Genomic DNA, 18,649 nt, shown 5'->3' with positions numbered 1-18,649 from the left:
TGCCGGCGATGGCGGTGGGTCAGATATCGATCCGGTGACCGATAGACCGCTATCGCCGGCAAGCCGGCTCCTACGGATGGGGGGCTAGAAGTCGTAGCGCCCGGTCACCCCCAGCGTGCGCGGGGTGCCCAGCAGCCCTTCATAGCCACCGTTGCCGCCTGTCCACAGGGTGGTGTAGTAGGTCTTGTCGAAGGCGTTTTTCAGCCATAGCGACACGTCCCACTGACCCTGCTGGAAATCGCCGCGCAGGCCGGTGGACAGGTTGACCACCGCATAACCCGGGATCTGCCCGTAATCCGAATCCTCCACCGTACCCACCGCCTTGGAGCGGTAGGCATAGCTTGCGGTGACGTAGGGCTCCAAACCGTTATCCAGGTTCCACTTGTATTCGCCGTTGGCGTTGGCAATCCACTTCGAGGCGCCCACCACCGGGTGCCCGCTGAGATCGCACGAGGCCGGTGCACCCGGGCGCAGGCTGACTTCCGGTGGGCATGGCGCATCTTTGTACGACAGGTAGCGCACATCGTTGAACGAGCCATTGATGTTCAGCGTCAGGCCACGGATCGGCACCAGGGTGCTTTCCAGCTCCACCCCACGCGAGCGCACGGAGCCGGCGTTGGTCAGGTACTGCACGCGGTTGCCATAGTCGTACGCGTTGGTCTGGTAGCCGTTGACCTGGGTCCAGAACAGGTTGGCGTTGAGTTGCAGGCGACGGTCCCACAGCGTGCTCTTAAAGCCCAACTCGGCGTTGTTGGCGCGCTCGGTGCCGATCAACAGCGAGTCTGCGCCAGCGGTCGGGGCAGAGCCCACTGCCAGGTTGACCCCGCCGGATTTCTCACCGTGGGACAAGGTCGCATAGCCGAGCAAGTCATCGCTGAAACGGTAGCTGAGGTTGAGCAGGCCAGAAGGGCTGGTGCTGTACTGGTTGAGATCGCCCGAATCGTAGGCTCCGGCACGGCCACGGCGTGCGGTCGCCGCCGCGCCCGCCACGGTTGCGCCACCTTGCGGCGCGTTGCGGCTGACCGAGGCACTTTTTTCTTCATAGGTGCCGCGCAGGCCGGCGGTGAAATCCAGGCGTTCGGTAAGGTGCCAGGTGCCCTGGGCGAACAGGGCAAAACTGTCGGTGCGGATATGCCCGTTGCCGACGCTGCTGACATTGCTCAAGGCCCCTGCTGGCGTGCCGTTCCAGATATCGGCCTGGGGCCCGTAGTAAGCGAAGGATTTGTTGTCTAGGTCGGAGCCAAAGTAGTAAGCGCCCACCACGTAATCGAAGAACCCACCGGTAGGCGAGGCCAGGCGAAACTCCTGGGACCACTGTTTATCTTCCACCGACACACCAGCGTTATACGAGGCCGGCACGTTAAGGCCGTCGTCGTTGCGCGGGGTGAAATTCCACCAGCGGTAGGCGCTGACCGAGGTCAGGGTGAAGTCGCTGGGCAGGGTCCAGTTGGCCTCAAGGGACGTGCCACCCTGGAACACTGTGACGCGCTGGTCGTTGTCCAGGTTGACCTTGCGGTGGGAGCCGTTGACCAGGGTCGCCCCGGCCGAATCGGCCCGCGATTGGTAGAGGTTGGTGCCGTTGATGGTCGGGCCGGTGCTGTACAGCACGCGGGTGCCGGCGCTGGAGTCCTCTTCGTTGTAGTCGCCGATCCAGCGCAGGTTGAACGCCTCGCTGGGTTTGTACAGCAGTTGCCCGCGAAAGCCCTGGCGTGAACCGCCGTTGAGGTCGTGGCCGTTGTATTGGTTCTGGATATCGCCGTCGCTGCGGGTGCGATAGGCCGAAAAGCGCCCGGCCAGCTCATCGTTGAGGGGCCCGGAAATCGTGCCCTTGGTCTGGAAATAACCGTCTTCGCCCACCGAGGTCTCGATGCTGCGCTCCGGGGTGAAGCTCGGCGCGCGGGTGCTGATATTGATCACCCCGGCCGTGGTGTTCTTGCCAAACAGCGTGCCTTGCGGGCCGCGCAAGACCTCAAGCTGCTCGATGTCCATAAGGTCGAATACCGCCATGCCCGGGCGCCCGAGGTACACGTTATCGATATACAGCCCGACACTGCCTTCCAGGCCATCGCTGGCCGGGTTGTTGCCCAGGCCGCGAATCGACACGCTGGACTGGCGCGCATGCATGTAGGCGACGTTGACGCTGGGCACCAGTTGCTGCAAATCCTGGATCCGATAGACCCGCTGGCTTTCCAGCGCCTGGCCACCGATCACACTCATGGGCGTGGGCACTTCCTGGGCGCTTTCGGTGCGGCGGCGAGCCGTCACGGTGACCGTTTCCAGTTGCCCGCTGGCGCTCTCGCCCTTGCGCGCGGGGGCGGGTGTTTCGGCGGCCTGGCTCGGCAACCAACTGGCACTGCCCGCCAGCAACAGCGCCAGGGGCAGGCGCTTGAGCCGCCAGGGGGAAGACGGTACAGCGGGCTTCGACACACTCATAAGCGGCTCCGGAATCGCGGAATATGCACAGTTACATATTCTATAAAGTTATTTATTTATGTTTTTACAAACATTTACTGCATAAGAGATAGCCTTTATAAGGAGTCGACCTAATGCATAGCCAATGCATTTCCCCGATATTTTTAATGTGAAAAATGCATATCGACTTGCGCCAGCTCCGTCACTTCATCGCCCTCGCCGAACAGCGCAGCTTTGTCGCGGCCGCGACCACCGTGAACCTGTCGCAATCGGCCTTCAGCCGTAGCATCCAGGCCCTGGAGCACAGTGCCGGCTGCCAACTGGTGGATCGCGGACGCAAGGACCTGGCCCCGACCAAGCAAGGCCAGGTGCTGCTGGAACATGCACGGCGCCTGGTCAGCGGCGCGCAGCAGTTGGCCAACGAGATCAGCCAGTTCAACGGCCTGGAAGCCGGCGAGCTGCGCTTTGGCTGCGGCCCGGCCCCGGCGGCCGGGTTGATCCCGCGCGCGATCGGCAGCTTTATCGGGCGCTACCCCAAGGCTCGCGTGCGGTTCCAGGTGGATGACTGGCAAAGCCTGGGCAAGCGCCTGCTCAGCGAAGAGTTCGAATTCTTCGTCGCCGACACCCGCCACTTCGAAGCCAACCCCGACTACCAGACCCACCGCCTGCGCCCGCGCAAATGGCACTTTTGCTGCCGCAGCGGGCACCCGTTGGCCCAGCGCGAAAGTGTCAGCGCCGCCGAGCTGATGAGTTATCCCCTAGCCGTGACCATCCGCCCGCCGAACCTGCGCAAGGTCATCGTCGACCTCAGCGGCCGGCCGGACTACACGCCCAATGTCGAATGCGAGAACGGCTACAGCCTGCTGGGGGTGGTGCTGCGTTCCGACGCCATCGGTATCGTCAGCGCCAACAGCGACGTGCTGCACATGGCCCGGGGCGACTTGGTGTGCTTGAAGATCGACGGCCTGGCCGAAGACCTGGAGGAGCGTTACACCCGCTATGGCATCGTCAGCCGGGCGGGGTATCGGTTGTCACCGCTGGCGGAGGCGATGATCGAGCAGATCAAGGAGGTGGATGAGCAGGATGAGCAGGTGTGTGCGCTGGAGAATCTTGCGGTCTGAACGACCGCTATCGCGGGCAAGCCCGCTCCCACAGGTTGATCGCACTCCAATGTGGGCTGACCATGCACCCACTGCATAAAACCCATTCCCCAAATGCACTTGCCTCACCCCCGCTTCACCGGCGAAAAACACCGCCTGTTCCCCGTTCGGTAAACCCTCATGTCCCCTGTGCGCAACGTGCTCTACATCATGTGCGACCAACTGCGTCGCGATTACCTTTCCTGCTACGGCCACGCCCACCTGCACACGCCCAATATCGATCGCCTGGCCGCCGCCGGCGTGCGTTTCAGTCGCGCCTACACCCAGGGCACGATCTGCGGGCCGTCGCGCATGTCGGCCTATACCGGGCGCTACGTCAGCAGCCATCAAGTGGCATGGAACGCCGTGCCGCTGCCCCTGGAAGAGCTGACCATCGGCGACTACCTGCGCCCCCACGGCATCCGCACCGCGCTGGTGGGCAAGACCCACGCCACGCCCAATCTCGACGCCTTGCAACGCCTGGAGATCGACCCCGACAGCGCGCAAGCGCAGCCACTCAACGAGGTCGGATTCGAGGCGTACTTTCGCCATGACGGGATCTTCCCCGACAGCCCGCTGTTCGAAAGCAAGCGCGAGTCAGCGCCCTACACCCACTACCTGCGCGAACAGGGTTATGCCGGCGCCAACCCCTGGCATGAATGGGCCAACGCCGCCGCCGGCGAAGACGGGGAAGTGCTGAGTGGCTGGCACATGCGCAACGCCCACTTGCCGGCGCGGGTGGACGAGGCGCATTCGGAGACGGTCTACACCACCGACCGCGCCATCGACTTTATCCACGAACAAGGCGAGCAGCCCTGGTGCCTGCACCTGTCGTACATCAAGCCGCACTGGCCCTATATCGCGCCTGCGCCGTATCACGCGTTGTATGGCGTCGATCAGGTGCAGGCGCCCATCCGCGCCGAGCCCGGGCAGGCCAGCGATCACCCGGTGTACCAGGCCTTCCGCCAACACCAGGAGAGCTTGAATTTTTCCCGCGACGAGGTACGGCTACGGGTGATTCCCACCTACATGGGCCTGATCAAGCAGGTGGATGACCAGCTCGGCCGACTGTTCGATGTGCTGCACAGCACTGGCCGCTGGGATGACACGCTGATTGTGTTCACCAGCGACCATGGCGACTTCCTCGGCGACCACCACCTGGGCGAAAAAGAGTTTTTGCTGGAGCCGGCGGTGGGGGTTCCGCTGATTGTCCGCGACCCGCGTGCCGCTGCCGATATCAGTCGGGGTACGGTGGACGCGCGCCTGGTGGAAACCATCGATGCCCTGCCCACGTTCCTTGAGGCCCTTGGCCTGCCCAACGCCGAGCATCGCCTGGAAGGCCGCTCGTTGATCGCGCTGCTGCATGGCCTGGAAACCGACTGGCGCCGCTACGCCATTGCCGAGTACGACTACGCCTTCCAGGCCCCGGCCCGCGAACGCCTGGCGCAGCCGATCGACCGTTGCCGCATGACCATGGTGCGCAGCGAACGCTGGAAATACCTGGCCTATGACGGCTTTCGCGCGCAGCTGTTCGACCTCGAAAACGATCCCCAGGAACTGCACGATTTGGGCGCTGACCCGGCGTATGCCCCGGTGCGCGAAGAGCATCAGGGCTATCTGTTCGAATGGCTGCGGGGTTTGAAGCGGCGCACCACCATCAGCCACGCGGAGATTGACCTGCGTGGCCAACGGTTTCGTTATGGGGAGCCGGAAGCGGAAAAGGTGGTGCAGATCGGGGTTTGGTGAACACCCAAACCCCCTGTAGGACGCGGGCTAGTGTGGGAGCGGGCTTGCTCGCGAAAGCGGTATGTCAGTTAACAACTGTGTTGGCTGATCCGCCGCTTTCGCGAGCAAGCCCGCTCCCACATTTGATCTGCGGTGGGTTACGCGCCTTTGGTCGTCACACTCCGCTGCCCCTGCACGCTCACCGGCACATCACCCTTGAGGGTCACGCGGCGCACGATGCGTTCCTGGGTGCCGTAGTCATCCACTGCGTAATGCTGGGTGGCGCGGTTGTCCCAGATCGCTACGTCGCCGGTGTTCCAGCGCCAGCGCACGGTGTTTTCCAGGCGGGTGACGTGGCTTTGCAGCAAGTTGAACAAGTGCGCGGAGTCGGCCTGCGAGTAGCCCTTCAGGCGCTTGACGAAATGCCCCAGCAGCAAGGTCTTCTCGCCGCTGACCGGGTGTACGCGCACCACCGGGTGCTCGGTCTCGTACACCGTCGAGGTGAAGATTTTGCGGTATTCCTCGAGCTTTTCAGGCGCCACATCCGGCTTGCGCGCGGCGTAGTCGTATTCGTTGCTGTGTACCGCCCACAGGGTGTCGGCCAGCGCGCGCACTTCGGGCGTCAAGTCGTTGTAGGCGCTGGAAGTGTTGGCCCAGACCGTGTCGCCACCCGATGGCGGCGCCAGCACCGAACGCAGGATCGAGGCCTTGGGGTACGCATCGACGAAGGTCACATCGGTGTGCCAGGAGTTGGCACGATGACCACGGGCGCCATCGAGCTCCAGCAAAAACCGCGTGCCATCGCGCACCGGCACCGTGGGGTGGGCAATCGGCTCGCCGAGCAAGTGGGCAAACGCTTCCTGGCTCTGGTCATCGAGGTGAGTCTGCTGCCGAAAGAAGATCACCTTGTACTGCACCAGCGCTTGCTGGATGGCGTCGACGGTGGCGGCGTCGAGGTCGCCGGACAGTTTGATGCCCCGGATCTCGGCGCCGATACGCCCGGCGACCGGGTGGATATCCAGCGCCAGGGCGACGGGTTGAACAGCGAGTGCGGCATTGCTCATTGGATGACCCTCATGTGTCTGCTTACGGTTGGGTGACGCTGTGCCAACGCTCTATTCATATGCAATTTAGGTCTAGCAAATGAACACATGCTTCGTTGACGGAATAAGAGCTTGCATTTAAAACCTCAGCTCCCCTGGTCGCAAATGCCTTCGACCTATTTTTAAAATGCCGGGAAAGCATATGGATCTTCGCCAACTGCGCTACTTCATCGCCCTCAACGAACACCGCAGTTTTGTGCGCGCGGCCGACGCCATGGGTATCACGCAACCGGCGTTCAGCCGCAGCATCCAGGGCCTGGAACAGGAATTTGGCTGCGTGCTGGTGGACCGTGGCCACAAGGATCTGCGCCCCACCCCGGAAGGCCAGGTGGTGCTGCAACATGCCCTGAGCCTGGTGCACGGCGCCGCGCTGCTGAGCAGTGAAGTGACGCGCATGACCAAGCTCGATGCGGGCGAACTGCGCTTCGGTTGCGGCCCGGCGCCAGCGGTGAAGCTGGTGCCGGACGCGGTGGCGCGCTTCGTCAACGCGCACCCGAAAATCCGCACGCGGTTCCAGGTGGATAACTGGGAAACCCTGAGCCGCAGCCTGAGCCGGGAAGAGATCGAATTCTTTATCGCCGACATCCGCCAGTTCGAAGCCGATCCGAATTTTCAGACCCAGGCGCTTTCGCCCAAACGCGGGGTATTTTTTTGCAGGCCTGGCCACCCACTGCTGGCCAAGGACAGCCTTTCGACCAACGACATGTTCGACTACCCGCTGGCGTCGCCGCTGATCTCCCAGGGCATTCGCAAACTGCTGGCGAACCTCAGCGGGCGCATGGACTTTTCACCGAGCATCCAGACCGAACACTTCCCGGCGCTGGTGAAGATCGTGTTGCAGTCCAACGCCATTGGCGTGGGCACCGAGGAAGCCTTTGCCGAGGACATCGCCCGCGGCGCCCTGGTGCTGCTGCACTGGCGCAACCTGCCACAGAACATGGAGACCATGAGCGCGCGGTGCGGGATCGTCAGCCGCACCGGCTCGCGCTTGTCGCCGGCGGCAAAAGCGATGATCGAGACGTTGGTGGCGGTGGATCGGCAGGAGGTGGATGTGGCGGTCTGAAGGGCGCCATCGCAGGCAAGCCAGCTCCCACATTTGACCGCATTCCCATATGGGAGCTGGCTTGCCTGCGATGAGGCCCGTTCATGCACTGTAGATTTCACTTCGCGGTCTAGCAGGCCCCTGTAGGAGCCGGCTTGCCGGCGAAAAACCTGAGCACACTGCGGGGCACCAGGCACCCCGCGTTATCGTTGAAGTCTCCTACAGTTGCGCCGCCGCCAACCCCGGCACCACCCAATCACTGACCTGGAACGACTTGCGAATCAGCCGCTCCTTCGAGGCCAGATCCACCGCGTCCTGCAGTTTGCCCAGGAACACCGGATCCAACGTCGACGGGAAAATCTCACTGAGTTTCTGATCCTTCAGATCATTGGTCAGAATCACCGGCGGATAACTCGCCAGCCCCGACACCAAATCGATATACGCCTGCTTGTTGTTGTCATCGGTCAACCACTGCACCGCCTGCTGCTGCGCCTTGAGCAGCTTGGCCACCACCTCGGGATGGGCGTCGACAAATGTGCCGCTGCCCACCAGCACCGCCTGGATGCTGCCTGCGTCGCCAAGGTCCTTGGTGGTCAGGGGGATTTCGGCCAGGCCCTTGGCCTGCAATGAACTGAGGTTCGACCCGCCCCAGGTCGCATCAATCTGCTTGGCGGCCAGGGCGGCCACGGCGGCGTTGAAATCCAGGTTGATGATCTTCAGGTCCTTTTCACTCAAGCCCTGGCTGGCCAGGGCGCCGTTGAGGGACAACTGGGTGGCCGTGCCGCGAAACACCGCCACGCGCTTGCCCTTAAGGTCCTGCAAGGTCTTGATCCCCGAGCCCGGCACCACGCCCAGGTATTGCTTCACCCCGCGAGCGGTGGCGCTCAACAGGCGGGTGTCGAGGCCATTGGAACGGCCGATGATCGCTGCCAGGTCGCCCAGGTAAGCCAGGTCCACCTGGCCGTTGGCAAAGGCTTCATTGATCACGGGGCCGGCGCCCTTGAAGTAATTCCACTGGATCTTGATGCCCTGGTCGGCGAAGGCTTTTTCAAAGATCTGCTGGCTCCTCAGCACATCCGTCAAGCCACCACCGCTGTTCTGGGTACCGGCGCTCAGGTCGGGCACGGCGATGCGGATTTCCTTGAGGTCGGCGGCATGCACCAGCCCGGCGAGCGCGGTGCCGGCGACCAGGGTGATCAAGCGTTTAAAGGGCAGTTTCATAGCGGTGCTCCTGTGGGCGACGGTGGCCTTTGGAGCAGAAAGTACGCACAACACGATCAAAACTTTAAATACTATAAATTCACAATTTAATAGCTTTTTGGACTATGCAGCCGCAGACGCCGGTTCCAGAGGGTTATGCATCAACAGCATGGAAAATATTCTCCAAATGCATTGGATGCGTGTCGGGCAGAGGCTTTAAATGGTTTTTCTTATCCCTAAATAATCTTGATTGTTTATTTATAAGATCAAAATCACATAACGCACTCGCCGACCACGGAGGTCTTCCATGGCCCGAATCTCACTGTTGAGCCTGCCGCTCGCCGCCCCTGCCAAGGCCGGGCGGGCACATTGGCCGAACCTGAGTGAACGCCTGCTGCCATGGCTGCTGCCACTCACGCTGTTTGCGCTGTGGTGGCTGGCCAGCCGTCAGCACTGGATGAGCGAGCAGATATTGCCCGCCCCCGCGCTGGTCTGGAGCAGCGCCGTGGAACTGGCCGGCGGCGAGTTGTGGAGCCATTTGGCGATCAGCCTGCAACGGCTGTTCTGGGGATTGCTCGCAGGGGTCGGCGCCGGGGCGTTGCTGGGTGCGCTGCTGGGCTTGAGTGCCCGCGCCGAGCGCCTGGTGTTCCCCACCTTCAGCGCCCTGTCGCAAGTCCCGACCCTGGCCTGGATCCCGCTGTTCATGGTGTTTTTCGGGATCGGCGAAACCCTCAAGCTGGTGGTGCTGGTCAAGGCGATTGTGGTGCCCGTGACCCTGCACACCCTGGTCGGCGTGCGCGACGCCCAGCCCGGTTTACGCGAGGCCGCGCGGGTGCTGCGCTTGCCCACGCACCTGCTGATCCGCCGGCTGATCCTGCCCGCCGCACTGCCCGCCTTCATGGCAGGTGTACGCCTGGCCCTGGCCGCCGGCTGGACCTCGTTGCTGGCCGTGGAATTGCTGGCCTCCAGCGAAGGCATCGGCTACCTGATGGTGTGGGCACGGCAGCTGTTCATGCTCGATATCGTATTTGTATGCATCGTGGTCATTGGCGTGCTGGGCGTGGCGATGGATCGCGGCATTGGCTGGCTGGATCGCAAGTGGGTGCACTGGCCCCATCCGGCGACCGCGCAGATCCGCCGTGGCCCGCACTACCAGGGCTGGCAACGCCTGCAACCGTGGTTGCTGCCCTTGAGCCTGTTGGCGCTGTGGCAGTCGGCGACAGCCCTGGACTGGGTCGATCCCAATATCCTGGTCAGCCCGTGGACCGTGTTGTACACCACCGCCAGCGGCATATTCGATGGCAGCCTGCTCAGCGCCCTGGGCAAAAGCCTGGGACGCACCTTGAGTGGCTTGCTCCTTGGCGGCGGGCTGGGTTTTGCCCTTGGCCTGCTGTTGGGCCTGTCGCGCCGCAGTGAGCGGGTATTGGGCCCGACCCTGGCGGCGCTGCGCCAGATCGCGATTTTTGCCTGGGTACCGCTGCTTACCGCCTGGTTCGGCCTGGGGGAGTTGGCCAAGTCGGTGTTTATCGCCCTTGCCGCGTTTTTCCCGCTGTTTATCGCCACCCAACGCAGCGTGCTCAACCTCTCGCCGCAGCTCAATGAAGCCGCCCAGGTGCTGCGCCTGAGCCTGGCCCTGCGCCTGCGCCGCCTGGTGCTGCCGGGGGCGGCGGCGGGAATTTTTGCCGGGCTGCGCCTGAGCCTGATCTACGCCTGGCTGGGCACCATCGGCGCGGAATATTTCATGCCGTCCAATGGCGGCATCGGCAGCCTGATGATCGGCGCCCAACAGCTGCTGCGCATGGACCTGATCATGAGCGGCATGCTCCTGGTCGGCCTCACGGGCGCGGCACTCAACCTTATCGGCCAACGCATCGAAACCCGCGCCACGCGCTGGAGACACGCATGACTGCACCTATCGTCAGCTTCAACCATGTGGGCAAGACCTTCGACGTCGATGGCTTCGAGCTGGAGGCCATCCGCGAATTCAACCTGGACATTGCCGAGGGCGAGTTCGTCGCGATCGTCGGTTCCAGCGGCTGCGGCAAATCCACCTTGCTGCGCCTGCTGATCGGCCTGGATACGCAGTTTCGCGGCGAAATCCGCGTCGATGGCAAGGCCGTGCAAGGCATCGGCGGCGAGCGCGGCATCGTGTTCCAGGAACACCGTTTGTTCCCGTGGCTGACGGTGGCAGAAAACATCGGCCTGGGCCTGGTCAACGAGCCTTTGAGCGAGGCCCAGCGCCAACAGCGCATCAGCGATTTTATCGAACTGGTGGGCCTCACCGATTTCACCCGCGCCTACCCACACCAATTGTCCGGCGGCATGGCACAACGGGTGGCAATCGCCCGTGGCCTGGTGGCCAGCCCGCGCATCCTGTTGCTGGACGAGCCCTTCGGCGCCCTCGACGCCCTGACCCGCCAGCAGATGCAGGATGAACTGCTGGCGATCCGCGCCCGCGCCAGGATCACCACGGTGCTGGTGACCCACGATGTGGAAGAAGCGATTTTTCTTGCCGACCGCGTGGTGGTGATGGAGCCCCGGCCCGGGCGGATCAAGCAGGTGGTGGACATCGCCCTGCCCCATCCGCGCCAGCGCAGCAGTTTCGACTTCCACCAATTGCGCGAAGAACTGCTGCACGAGCTGATCAGCGACGACCATTACCAGCCGCCGCTGCGTGAACAGATCCGTGACCTGCCCCTGGCGTTTATTGCCTGCTGAATGAGGAGTGTCTTGATGTCGCAACGTCCCAACTTTCTAGTGATCCTGGCCGATGACATGGGCTTCTCCGACCTTGGGGCCTTTGGCGGGGAGATCTCTACGCCGCACCTGGACGCCCTGGCGCTCAACGGCCTGCGCCTGACCGATTTTCACACCGCGCCCACCTGCTCGCCGACCCGTTCGATGCTGCTCACCGGCACCGACCACCATATCGCCGGGATCGGCACCATGGCCGAGGCGCTGACCCCGGAGCTGATCGGCAAGCCGGGCTATGAGGGCTACCTCAACGACAAGGTGGTGGCCCTGCCCGAACTGCTGCGCGACGCCGGCTACCAGACCCTGATGAGCGGCAAATGGCACCTGGGGCTGACCGCTGAGCTGGCGCCCCACGCCCGGGGTTTCGAGCGCTCGTTTTCGCTGCTGCCGGGGGCGGCCAACCACTATGGTTTCGAGCCGCCCTACGACGACACCACCCCTGGCCTGCTCAAATCCACCCCGGCGCTGTATATCGAGGACGACCGCTTCGTCGAGCAATTGCCCGAAGGTTTCTATTCCTCCGATGCCTTTGGCGACAAGCTTTTGCAGTACCTCAAGGAACGCGACCAGGCCCGGCCGTTCTTCGCCTACCTGCCGTTTTCCGCCCCGCACTGGCCGTTGCAGGCGCCGGTAGAGATCGTCGACAAATACCGTGGCCGCTACGACGCCGGCCCCGAGGTGCTGCGCCTGGAGCGCCTGGAAAAACTCAAGGCCCTGGGACTGATCGATGCCGAGGTCGAGCCCCATCCGCTGATCGAGCTGAACACCCAGTGGGCGGCCCTGAGCGATGAACAACGCCAGGTTTCGGCGCGGGCCATGGAAGTGTATGCGGCGATGGTCGAGCGCATGGACTGGAACATCGGCCGGGTGGTGGAGTACCTGCGCCAGCAGGGGCAACTGGACAATACCTTCATCCTGTTTATGTCCGACAACGGCGCCGAGGGCGCGCTGCTGGAAGCCTTCCCCAAATTCGGGCCTGAGCTGCTGACTTACCTCAACCAGCATTACGACAACAGCCTGGGCAACATCGGCCGCGCCAACTCCTATGTCTGGTATGGACCGTCCTGGGCCCAGGTGGCCACTGCGCCGTCGCGCCTGTTCAAGGCCTTCACCACCGAAGGCGGGATCCGTGTGCCGGCGCTGGTACATTACCCGCAGCTGGCACTCAAGGGTCGGATCAGCCATGGCTTTGGCACGGTGATGGATATCACCCCGACCATTCTCGACCTGGCCGGCGTGCGCCACCCCGGCAAACAGTGGCGCGGCAAGCCGATTGCGCCGCTGCGGGGCAAGTCGTGGCTGGGCTTTTTATCTGGGGAAACCGCGCAGGTGCACGACGAACATACCGTCACCGGCTGGGAGCTGTTCGGCCGCCGGGCGATTCGCCAGGGGCAGTGGAAGGCGGTGTACATCCCAGGGCCCGTGGGGCCGGCGACCTGGCAGCTGTATGACTTGGGCAGGGATCCTGGAGAGATCCATGACCTGGCGTTGAGCCAGCCGGAAAAGCTGGCGACCTTGATTGGCCATTGGCAGCAGTATGTGGAGGAGACCGGGGTGGTGCTGAGTGCTTCGCCGTTTCAGCCGGACTGAGGTTTTTCAGTGTCTGGGCTGGCCCCATCGCGGGCAAGCCCGCTCCCACATTTTTTGATTTGTGAATACATTCGAATGTGGGAGCGGGCTTGCCCGCGATGGGGCCAGTGAAGGCGCCGCATCAACCCTGCGCCATCTCCCGCAACCGCAGGGCATCAAGTATCTCAATCTCCCCATACCCCAACCGCACAACGCCCTGCTCTTGCAACGCCTTGAGCAGCGCATTGATCGTCTGGCGCGACACCCCCAGCATCGCCGCCAAATCTTCCTGCGCCAGTTGCACCACGCGCCGCGAGCCGTCGATCTCGCCATAACCCTCGGCAATCATCCACAACCGATGGGCCACCCGCACCGACGCCGGCGCAAGGCTCAACTGCTCGATATTGATAAAGGTCAGCCGCAACTTCTGGCTCATCAACAACGCCATGTCCCGCCAATAGGCCGGGCTTTGCGCAAGCAAGTGCAGGATCGCCGACTGCGGCACCTGCAACAGCGTGCAAGGCCCGACCGCACAAGCGTCATGGGTGCGTGGCAGGCCGTCGAACACGGCGATTTCGCCAAACCAGAAGGGCGCTTGCGCCAGGCTCAACAACGCCTCCTTGCCCTGGGCGCTCACTGCGCTGATCCGCAGGCTGCCATCGAGCACCGCATACAAGCCGCACGGTGGGTCACCGCGCTTGAACAGCACCTGCCCCGCCGCCAGCTGCCGCACGCGGGCGTGGGCCAGCAAGCTATGCTGCAAGGGAGCAGGCAGATGGCGGTACCAGTGACCGCTGGACAGGCGCCCATGCCAAGACTCTGCGTCCATGAGAACTCCAAAGATTGTCGCCCAGTTGACAGTTTGTCGCAGTCCTACAGGGCATGATCAAGCATCCTACAGGAGGAATAACAATGAAAAGCCTCGTCGACCACCTCAGCCAATACGCTGCCTACCACCGCGACCCGCGCAACATCGCCAGCCACTTTATCGGCATCCCCATGATAGTGGTGGCCGTCGCCGTGCTGCTGTCACGCCCCGAATGGCAGGTGGCCGGCCTGTGGCTATCACCGGCGGTGCTGCTGGCGCTGTTTTCTGCAGGGTTCTACCTGCGCCTGGAACTGGCGCTGGGGGTGTTGATGAGTGTGCTGATGGGCCTGTCGGTCTGGGCTGGGCATGTGCTGGCGGCGCAAAGCACGCTGGTGTGGCTCAGCAGCGGCATCGGCCTGTTTGTGCTGGGCTGGGTGATCCAGTTTGTCGGCCATTACTACGAGGGGCGCAAGCCGGCCTTTGTCGATGACGTGTCCGGGCTGATCGTGGGGCCGCTGTTTGTGGTGGCGGAGTTGGCGTTTTTGCTGGGGTTACGCCATGAGCTCAAGCGGCAGATTGAAGAGCGGTCGGGGCCGGTGCGCGCGCTCGCTCGACACACACCTGTGTAGGCGCTGGCTTGCCTGCGATAGCATCACTGCGGTGTGACTGATACACCGAGGTGTCTGCATCGCAGGCAAGCCAGCTCCTACAGGTGATTGGTGCAGGCCAGAGACTCAGGCTTTTTGCCAGACCTTGGGCTTGAAGAACAACGTCTCGCCCCGCTCCAGCCCGGTCAGGCTGTCGTGATCCTTCACCACTTCCGCTTCGATCAGTTCGCTCTGGCCTTCGACCTTCAGCGTGACCCGCGTGGTAGCGCCCAGCGGGCGGATGTCGCGCACTTGCGCAGCGTGGTGGTCTTCCAGTTCATGGCGTGACAACGACACTTCGTGCGGGCGGAACAGCAGGTGCTGGTCTTCGCCCAGGTGCAGGCGGTTGGAGTCGCCGAGGAAGTGATAGACGAAATCGCTGGCCGGGTTTTCGTAGACGTCGCCCGGCGAGCCGATCTGCTCGATCACGCCTTTGTTCATCACCACGATCCGGTCGGCAACTTCCATGGCTTCTTCCTGATCGTGGGTCACGAACACCGAGGTCAGGTTGATGTCCTCGTGCAGGCGGGCCAGCCAGCGGCGCAGCTCTTTACGGACCTTGGCGTCCAGGGCGCCGAAGGGTTCGTCGAGCAGCAGCACCTTGGGCTCCACCGCCAGGGCGCGGGCCAGGGCGATCCGCTGGCGCTGGCCGCCGGAGAGTTGTTCCGGGTAGCGATCCGACAACCAGTCCAGTTGCACCATGTTCAGCAGTTCGTGGACCTTGGCGGCGATCTGGGTTTCGTTCGGGCGCTGGCTCTTAGGTTTCATGCGCAGGCCGAACGCGACGTTGTCGAACACGGTCATGTGGCGGAACAGCGCGTAGTGCTGGAACACAAAACCGACGTTGCGATCACGCACATCGTGGCCGGACACGTCTTCGCCGTGGAACACGATGCTCCCGGCATCCGGGGTTTCCAGGCCGGCAATGATGCGCAGCAAGGTGGTCTTGCCGCAGCCGGAGGGGCCAAGCAATGCCACCAGCTCGCCACTCTGGATATCCAGATTGATGCTGTCCAGGGCCTTGAAGGCGTTGAAGTTCTTGCTGACGTTACGGACTTCGATCGACATGACTTATTCCTCAGCCGCACCGGCGCGCAGGCGGTTAATACGGTTCTCGCTCCACTGCTTGAGCAGCAGGATGAAGAGCGCCAGGATCAGCAACAGACTCGCCACCGCAAACGCGGCGACGTGGTTGTATTCGTTGTAGAGAATCTCGACGTGCAGCGGCAAGGTGTTGGTCACGCCGCGAATGTGGCCGGACACCACCGACACCGCGCCGAACTCACCCATTGCCCGCGCAGTACACAGCACCACGCCGTAGATCAGGCCCCACTTGATGTTGGGCACGGTGACATGCCAGAACATCTGCCAGCCATTGGCGCCCAGCAGGCGCGCGGCTTCTTCTTCCTGGGTGCCCTGCTCCTGCATCAGCGGGATCAGCTCACGGGCCACGAACGGCACGGTGACGAAGATCGTCGCCAGCACGATGCCCGGCAAGGCGAAGACGATCTGGATATCGTGATCCTGCAACCACGGCCCAAAGAAGCCCTGGGCACCGAACATCAGCACGTAGACCAGGCCGGCGATCACTGGCGAGACCGAGAACGGCAGGTCGATCAGGGTCACCAGCATGCTCTTGCCACGGAACGAGTACTTGCTCACGCACCAGGCCGCACTGACGCCGAATACCAGGTTGAGCGGCACCGAGATCAGCACGGCAATCACCGTCAGCTTCAAGGCCGACAGCGCGTCGGGCTCAAAGATCGCGGCAAAGAACGCACCCAGGCCGAGCTTGAGGCCCTGGGACACCACGATAAACAGCGGCAACAGCAAAAACAGGGCGAAGATCAGCCAGCCAAGGCCGATCAGGATGCGTCGCGAAACCGCACTGCCACGGCGGGCAGCGTTGGCCGAAGACGCGGCGGAAATAGACGATTGGGACATGTTCCGCGCCTCCTTATGGGTGTTCGATGCGCCGCTGCAACAAGTTGATCAGCAGCAGCAGGACAAAGGAAACCACCAGCATCAGCACGCCGATGGAGGTAGCGCCGGTGTAGTCGTATTGGTCGAGCTTGACCATGATCAGCAGCGGCAGGATCTCGGTTTTCATCGGCATGTTGCCGGCAATGAAAATCACCGAGCCGTACTCACCCACGCCACGGGCAAACGCCAGGGCAAACCCGGTCAGCCAGGCTGGCAGCAGCGCCGGCACGAGGATGTAGCGGAACACCTGCAAGGGCTTGGCGCCCAGGCAGGCGGCGGCTTCTTCGATTTCCCGGGGGATATCGGCCAATACCGGCTGCACGGTGCGCACCACAAAGGGCAGGGTGACGAAGGTCAGGGCCAGGGTGATGCCCAAAGGGGTGTAGGCGATCTTGAAGCCCATGTCGGTGGCGAACTGGCCGACCAGGCCGGACGGCGCATACAGCGCGGTCAGCGCAATACCGGCCACGGCGGTGGGCAGGGCGAACGGCAGGTCGATCATCGCGTCGATAATCTTGCGCCCGGGGAAGGTGTAGCGCACCAGCACCCACGCCAGCAACGTACCGATCACGCCGTTGATCAGCGCGGCGTACAGGGCGGTACTGAAGCTCAACTTCAAGGCTGCCCAGACCCGCGGCGCCGAGATGATGGCCCAGAACTGATCCCAGGTGAGTTGGGCGGCATGGACGAACATGGCCGCCAGCGGTATGAGCACAATCAGGCTGAGGTACACCAAGGTGTAGCCCAGCGTCAGCCCGAAGCCGGGTATGACGGGGGAGATACGACGCGACATAAAAGTCCTTGGTTAGCGGGTAGATACCCCTGCCGGAGCAAGCCTTTGTGGGAGCCGGGCTTGCCCGCGATGCAGGCACCTCGGTGTATCAGTTACACCGCGGTGATGCTATCGCGGGCAAGCCCGGCTCCCACACAAAGCTCGTACCTAGCAGTAGTGTGGCTTACTGCGCCGTGTAGATCTGGTCGAACACGCCACCGTCGTTGAAGAATTTCGGTTGGGCAGTTTTCCAGCCGCCGAAGTCTTTGTCGATAGTCACCAGGTCCAGTTTCGGGAACTGCTGGGCGTATTTGGCGGCCACATCCTTGTCACGCGGGCGGTAGAAGTTCTTCGCCGCGATCTCCTGGCCAGCCGGGCTGTACAGGTGGTTGAGGTACGCCGTGGCAATTTCGGTGTTGCCCTTTTTCTCGGCATTCTTGTCGACCACGGCCACGGGTGGCTCGGCGAGGATCGACAGGGACGGCACGATGATGTCGAACTTGTCAGCGCCGCCATCTTCCTTGAGGGCCAGGAACGCTTCGTTTTCCCAGGCCAGCAACACGTCACCCTGACCGTTGTTGACGAAGGTGATGGTCGAACCGCGAGCACCGGTGTCGAGGATCGGCACGTGCTTGAACAGCTCTTTCACGTATTCCTGGGCCTTGGCTTCGCTGCCACCGGCCTTGAGGCCATAAGCCCAGGCCGCGAGGAAGTTCCAGCGGGCGCCGCCGGAAGTTTTCGGGTTTGGCGTGATCACCGATACGTCCGGCTTGATCAGGTCGCCCCAGTCCTTGATGCCCTTGGGGTTGCCCTTGCGCACCAGGAACACGATGGTCGAGGTGTATGGCGTGCTGGCTTCAGGCAGGCGGGTCTGCCAGTTCTCTGGCAGGGTCTTGCCCAGCTTGGCGATTTCGTCGATGTCGCCGGCCAGGGCCAGGGTCACCACGTCGGCGCGCAGGCCGTCGATCACCGCCCGGCCTTGCTTGCCCGAACCACCGTGGGACTGCTGGATCTTCACGTTGTCGCCAGGGTGTGCCTTCTTCCAGAAAGCCGTGAATTCAGCGTTGTAGTCCTGGTACAGCTCACGGGTCGGATCGTAGGAAACGTTGAGCAGCTCGTAATCCTTGGCCACTGCGGAACCGGCAAACACGGCGCTGGCCAGGGCGGCCAGGGCATAACGGCGAATCGACGACATAGACAAGCTCCTGAAATTCTTGGGTGTTGGCTTTTCTTATTAGTACGGGTCCCGCAATCGAAGCGCCGTGTTGCCTCAGCTCGGTTTGTTGCCCGGGCTCTGCAAGCGGAATTTCTCTTTGCGTTCGATCTGCACCACTTGGGCGTTGTGTACGGTGATTTCCACTGCGCCAAAACGCAGGTCACGCAATGCGCTTTGGATCTCGCGCAAAATGGCTGCTTCGTCCTGGCCGTCAACGCTGCGTAGAGATGCGCTCATGGTCGTGCTCCTGAAATGAGAAGTGCCTGGCAGTGGCGGCAC

Annotated in this window: 16 protein-coding genes; 7 read left to right on the top strand and 9 right to left on the bottom strand. The window is 62.8% G+C overall.

The genetic code is table 11. The features are described 5' to 3' along the window. Nucleotides 1–84 precede the first annotated feature (84 nt). Nucleotides 85–2,433, bottom strand: a complete 2,349-nt coding sequence (locus ACSSVH_RS00965; protein WP_492633959.1) for a TonB-dependent receptor — start codon at nt 2,431–2,433, stop codon at nt 85–87. 155 nt (nt 2,434–2,588) lie between these two features. Here ACSSVH_RS00965 and ACSSVH_RS00960 point away from each other — a divergent pair, with 155 nt between their 5' ends. Together ACSSVH_RS00960 and ACSSVH_RS00955 are read left to right on the top strand one after the other, a co-directional pair. Then, on the top strand, nt 2,589–3,533 hold the full coding sequence (locus tag ACSSVH_RS00960; protein WP_492633958.1) for a LysR family transcriptional regulator: 945 nt from the start codon (nt 2,589–2,591) through the stop codon (nt 3,531–3,533). 159 nt (nt 3,534–3,692) lie between these two features. Continuing rightward, nucleotides 3,693–5,297, top strand: coding sequence for an alkaline phosphatase family protein (locus ACSSVH_RS00955; RefSeq protein WP_169953936.1), 1,605 nt, complete (start codon nt 3,693–3,695; stop codon nt 5,295–5,297). Between the two features lie 137 nt (nt 5,298–5,434). On the opposite strand, the gene ACSSVH_RS00950 is transcribed toward ACSSVH_RS00955, so the two are convergent. Next, nucleotides 5,435–6,340, bottom strand: a complete 906-nt coding sequence (locus ACSSVH_RS00950; protein WP_170042315.1) for a TauD/TfdA dioxygenase family protein — start codon at nt 6,338–6,340, stop codon at nt 5,435–5,437. 181 nt (nt 6,341–6,521) lie between these two features. On the opposite strand from ACSSVH_RS00950, the gene ACSSVH_RS00945 reads away from it, so the two are divergent. Continuing rightward, nucleotides 6,522–7,442, top strand: a complete 921-nt coding sequence (locus ACSSVH_RS00945; protein WP_169953938.1) for a LysR family transcriptional regulator — start codon at nt 6,522–6,524, stop codon at nt 7,440–7,442. 198 nt (nt 7,443–7,640) lie between these two features. On the opposite strand, the gene ACSSVH_RS00940 is transcribed toward ACSSVH_RS00945, so the two are convergent. Beyond that, nucleotides 7,641–8,642 carry an ABC transporter substrate-binding protein gene (locus ACSSVH_RS00940; protein WP_170042314.1) on the bottom strand — a complete coding sequence of 334 codons (1,002 nt, stop codon included), beginning with the start codon at nt 8,640–8,642 and terminating at the stop codon, nt 7,641–7,643. A gap of 286 nt (nt 8,643–8,928) precedes the next feature. On the opposite strand from ACSSVH_RS00940, the gene ACSSVH_RS00935 reads away from it, so the two are divergent. Genes ACSSVH_RS00935 through ACSSVH_RS00925 form a run of 3 tightly spaced genes read left to right on the top strand, consistent with a single transcriptional unit; the run spans nt 8,929 to nt 12,965 of the window. After that, nucleotides 8,929–10,527: an ABC transporter permease gene (locus tag ACSSVH_RS00935; protein WP_492633957.1), complete on the top strand. Its 1,599-nt coding sequence runs from the start codon at nt 8,929–8,931 to the stop codon at nt 10,525–10,527. Next, nucleotides 10,524–11,339 (top strand): ABC transporter ATP-binding protein, encoded by an 816-nt coding sequence (locus tag ACSSVH_RS00930; protein WP_169953941.1) that lies wholly within the window; start codon nt 10,524–10,526, stop codon nt 11,337–11,339. Before ACSSVH_RS00935 ends, ACSSVH_RS00930 begins: the two co-directional genes overlap by 4 nt. A gap of 15 nt (nt 11,340–11,354) precedes the next feature. Next, a complete protein-coding gene (locus tag ACSSVH_RS00925) occupies nt 11,355–12,965 on the top strand; it encodes an arylsulfatase (RefSeq protein ID WP_172312420.1) in 1,611 nt (536 codons plus the stop codon). A gap of 121 nt (nt 12,966–13,086) precedes the next feature. Here the strand turns inward: ACSSVH_RS00925 and ACSSVH_RS00920 are convergent, their stop codons facing one another. Beyond that, nucleotides 13,087–13,773: a Crp/Fnr family transcriptional regulator gene (locus ACSSVH_RS00920; protein WP_170058191.1), complete on the bottom strand. Its 687-nt coding sequence runs from the start codon at nt 13,771–13,773 to the stop codon at nt 13,087–13,089. 83 nt (nt 13,774–13,856) lie between these two features. On the opposite strand from ACSSVH_RS00920, the gene ACSSVH_RS00915 reads away from it, so the two are divergent. Continuing rightward, a complete protein-coding gene (locus ACSSVH_RS00915; RefSeq protein ID WP_169953944.1) occupies nt 13,857–14,381 on the top strand; it encodes an Mpo1 family 2-hydroxy fatty acid dioxygenase in 525 nt (174 codons plus the stop codon). Between the two features lie 105 nt (nt 14,382–14,486). Here ACSSVH_RS00915 and ACSSVH_RS00910 read toward each other — a convergent pair whose 3' ends face one another. From ACSSVH_RS00910 to oscA, 5 genes are all read right to left on the bottom strand, one after another. After that, nucleotides 14,487–15,467: a sulfate/molybdate ABC transporter ATP-binding protein gene (locus ACSSVH_RS00910; protein WP_169953945.1), complete on the bottom strand. Its 981-nt coding sequence runs from the start codon at nt 15,465–15,467 to the stop codon at nt 14,487–14,489. Nucleotides 15,468–15,470: 3 nt separating this feature from the next. Further along, nucleotides 15,471–16,343 carry a sulfate ABC transporter permease subunit CysW gene (gene cysW / locus ACSSVH_RS00905; RefSeq protein ID WP_029299486.1) on the bottom strand — a complete coding sequence of 291 codons (873 nt, stop codon included), beginning with the start codon at nt 16,341–16,343 and terminating at the stop codon, nt 15,471–15,473. A gap of 13 nt (nt 16,344–16,356) precedes the next feature. Then, nucleotides 16,357–17,175: a sulfate ABC transporter permease subunit CysT gene (gene cysT, locus ACSSVH_RS00900; RefSeq protein ID WP_029299485.1), complete on the bottom strand. Its 819-nt coding sequence runs from the start codon at nt 17,173–17,175 to the stop codon at nt 16,357–16,359. A 163-nt stretch (nt 17,176–17,338) separates the two neighbouring features. Further along, nucleotides 17,339–18,349 (bottom strand): sulfate ABC transporter substrate-binding protein, encoded by a 1,011-nt coding sequence (locus ACSSVH_RS00895; RefSeq protein WP_170058192.1) that lies wholly within the window; start codon nt 18,347–18,349, stop codon nt 17,339–17,341. Nucleotides 18,350–18,424: 75 nt separating this feature from the next. Further along, entirely contained in the window at nt 18,425–18,607 is a 183-nt protein-coding gene (gene oscA / locus ACSSVH_RS00890; RefSeq protein WP_029299482.1) for a sulfur starvation response protein OscA, read from the bottom strand. Between the last annotated feature and the right edge of the window lie 42 nt (nt 18,608–18,649).

The sequence above is a fragment of the Pseudomonas sp. HC1(2025) genome, from assembly GCF_058742075.1.
This window is presented reverse-complemented; position numbering and strand designations above follow the sequence as displayed.

Bases quoted from the DNA above. Each gene is read 5' to 3' on its own strand.
- ACSSVH_RS00925 (WP_172312420.1), top strand. From the start codon at position 11,355: ATGTCGCAACGTCCCAACTTTCTAGTGATCCTGGCCGATGACATGGGC.
- ACSSVH_RS00950 (WP_170042315.1), bottom strand. From the start codon at position 6,340: ATGAGCAATGCCGCACTCGCTGTTCAACCCGTCGCCCTGGCGCTGGAT.
- cysW (WP_029299486.1), bottom strand. From the start codon at position 16,343: ATGTCCCAATCGTCTATTTCCGCCGCGTCTTCGGCCAACGCTGCCCGC.
- ACSSVH_RS00910 (WP_169953945.1), bottom strand. From the start codon at position 15,467: ATGTCGATCGAAGTCCGTAACGTCAGCAAGAACTTCAACGCCTTCAAG.
- oscA (WP_029299482.1), bottom strand. From the start codon at position 18,607: ATGAGCGCATCTCTACGCAGCGTTGACGGCCAGGACGAAGCAGCCATT.
- ACSSVH_RS00930 (WP_169953941.1), top strand. From the start codon at position 10,524: ATGACTGCACCTATCGTCAGCTTCAACCATGTGGGCAAGACCTTCGAC.
- cysT (WP_029299485.1), bottom strand. From the start codon at position 17,175: ATGTCGCGTCGTATCTCCCCCGTCATACCCGGCTTCGGGCTGACGCTG.
- ACSSVH_RS00955 (WP_169953936.1), top strand. From the start codon at position 3,693: ATGTCCCCTGTGCGCAACGTGCTCTACATCATGTGCGACCAACTGCGT.
- ACSSVH_RS00920 (WP_170058191.1), bottom strand. From the start codon at position 13,773: ATGGACGCAGAGTCTTGGCATGGGCGCCTGTCCAGCGGTCACTGGTAC.
- ACSSVH_RS00915 (WP_169953944.1), top strand. From the start codon at position 13,857: ATGAAAAGCCTCGTCGACCACCTCAGCCAATACGCTGCCTACCACCGC.
- ACSSVH_RS00965 (WP_492633959.1), bottom strand. From the start codon at position 2,433: ATGAGTGTGTCGAAGCCCGCTGTACCGTCTTCCCCCTGGCGGCTCAAG.
- ACSSVH_RS00895 (WP_170058192.1), bottom strand. From the start codon at position 18,349: ATGTCGTCGATTCGCCGTTATGCCCTGGCCGCCCTGGCCAGCGCCGTG.
- ACSSVH_RS00940 (WP_170042314.1), bottom strand. From the start codon at position 8,642: ATGAAACTGCCCTTTAAACGCTTGATCACCCTGGTCGCCGGCACCGCG.
- ACSSVH_RS00945 (WP_169953938.1), top strand. From the start codon at position 6,522: ATGGATCTTCGCCAACTGCGCTACTTCATCGCCCTCAACGAACACCGC.
- ACSSVH_RS00935 (WP_492633957.1), top strand. From the start codon at position 8,929: ATGGCCCGAATCTCACTGTTGAGCCTGCCGCTCGCCGCCCCTGCCAAG.
- ACSSVH_RS00960 (WP_492633958.1), top strand. From the start codon at position 2,589: ATGCATATCGACTTGCGCCAGCTCCGTCACTTCATCGCCCTCGCCGAA.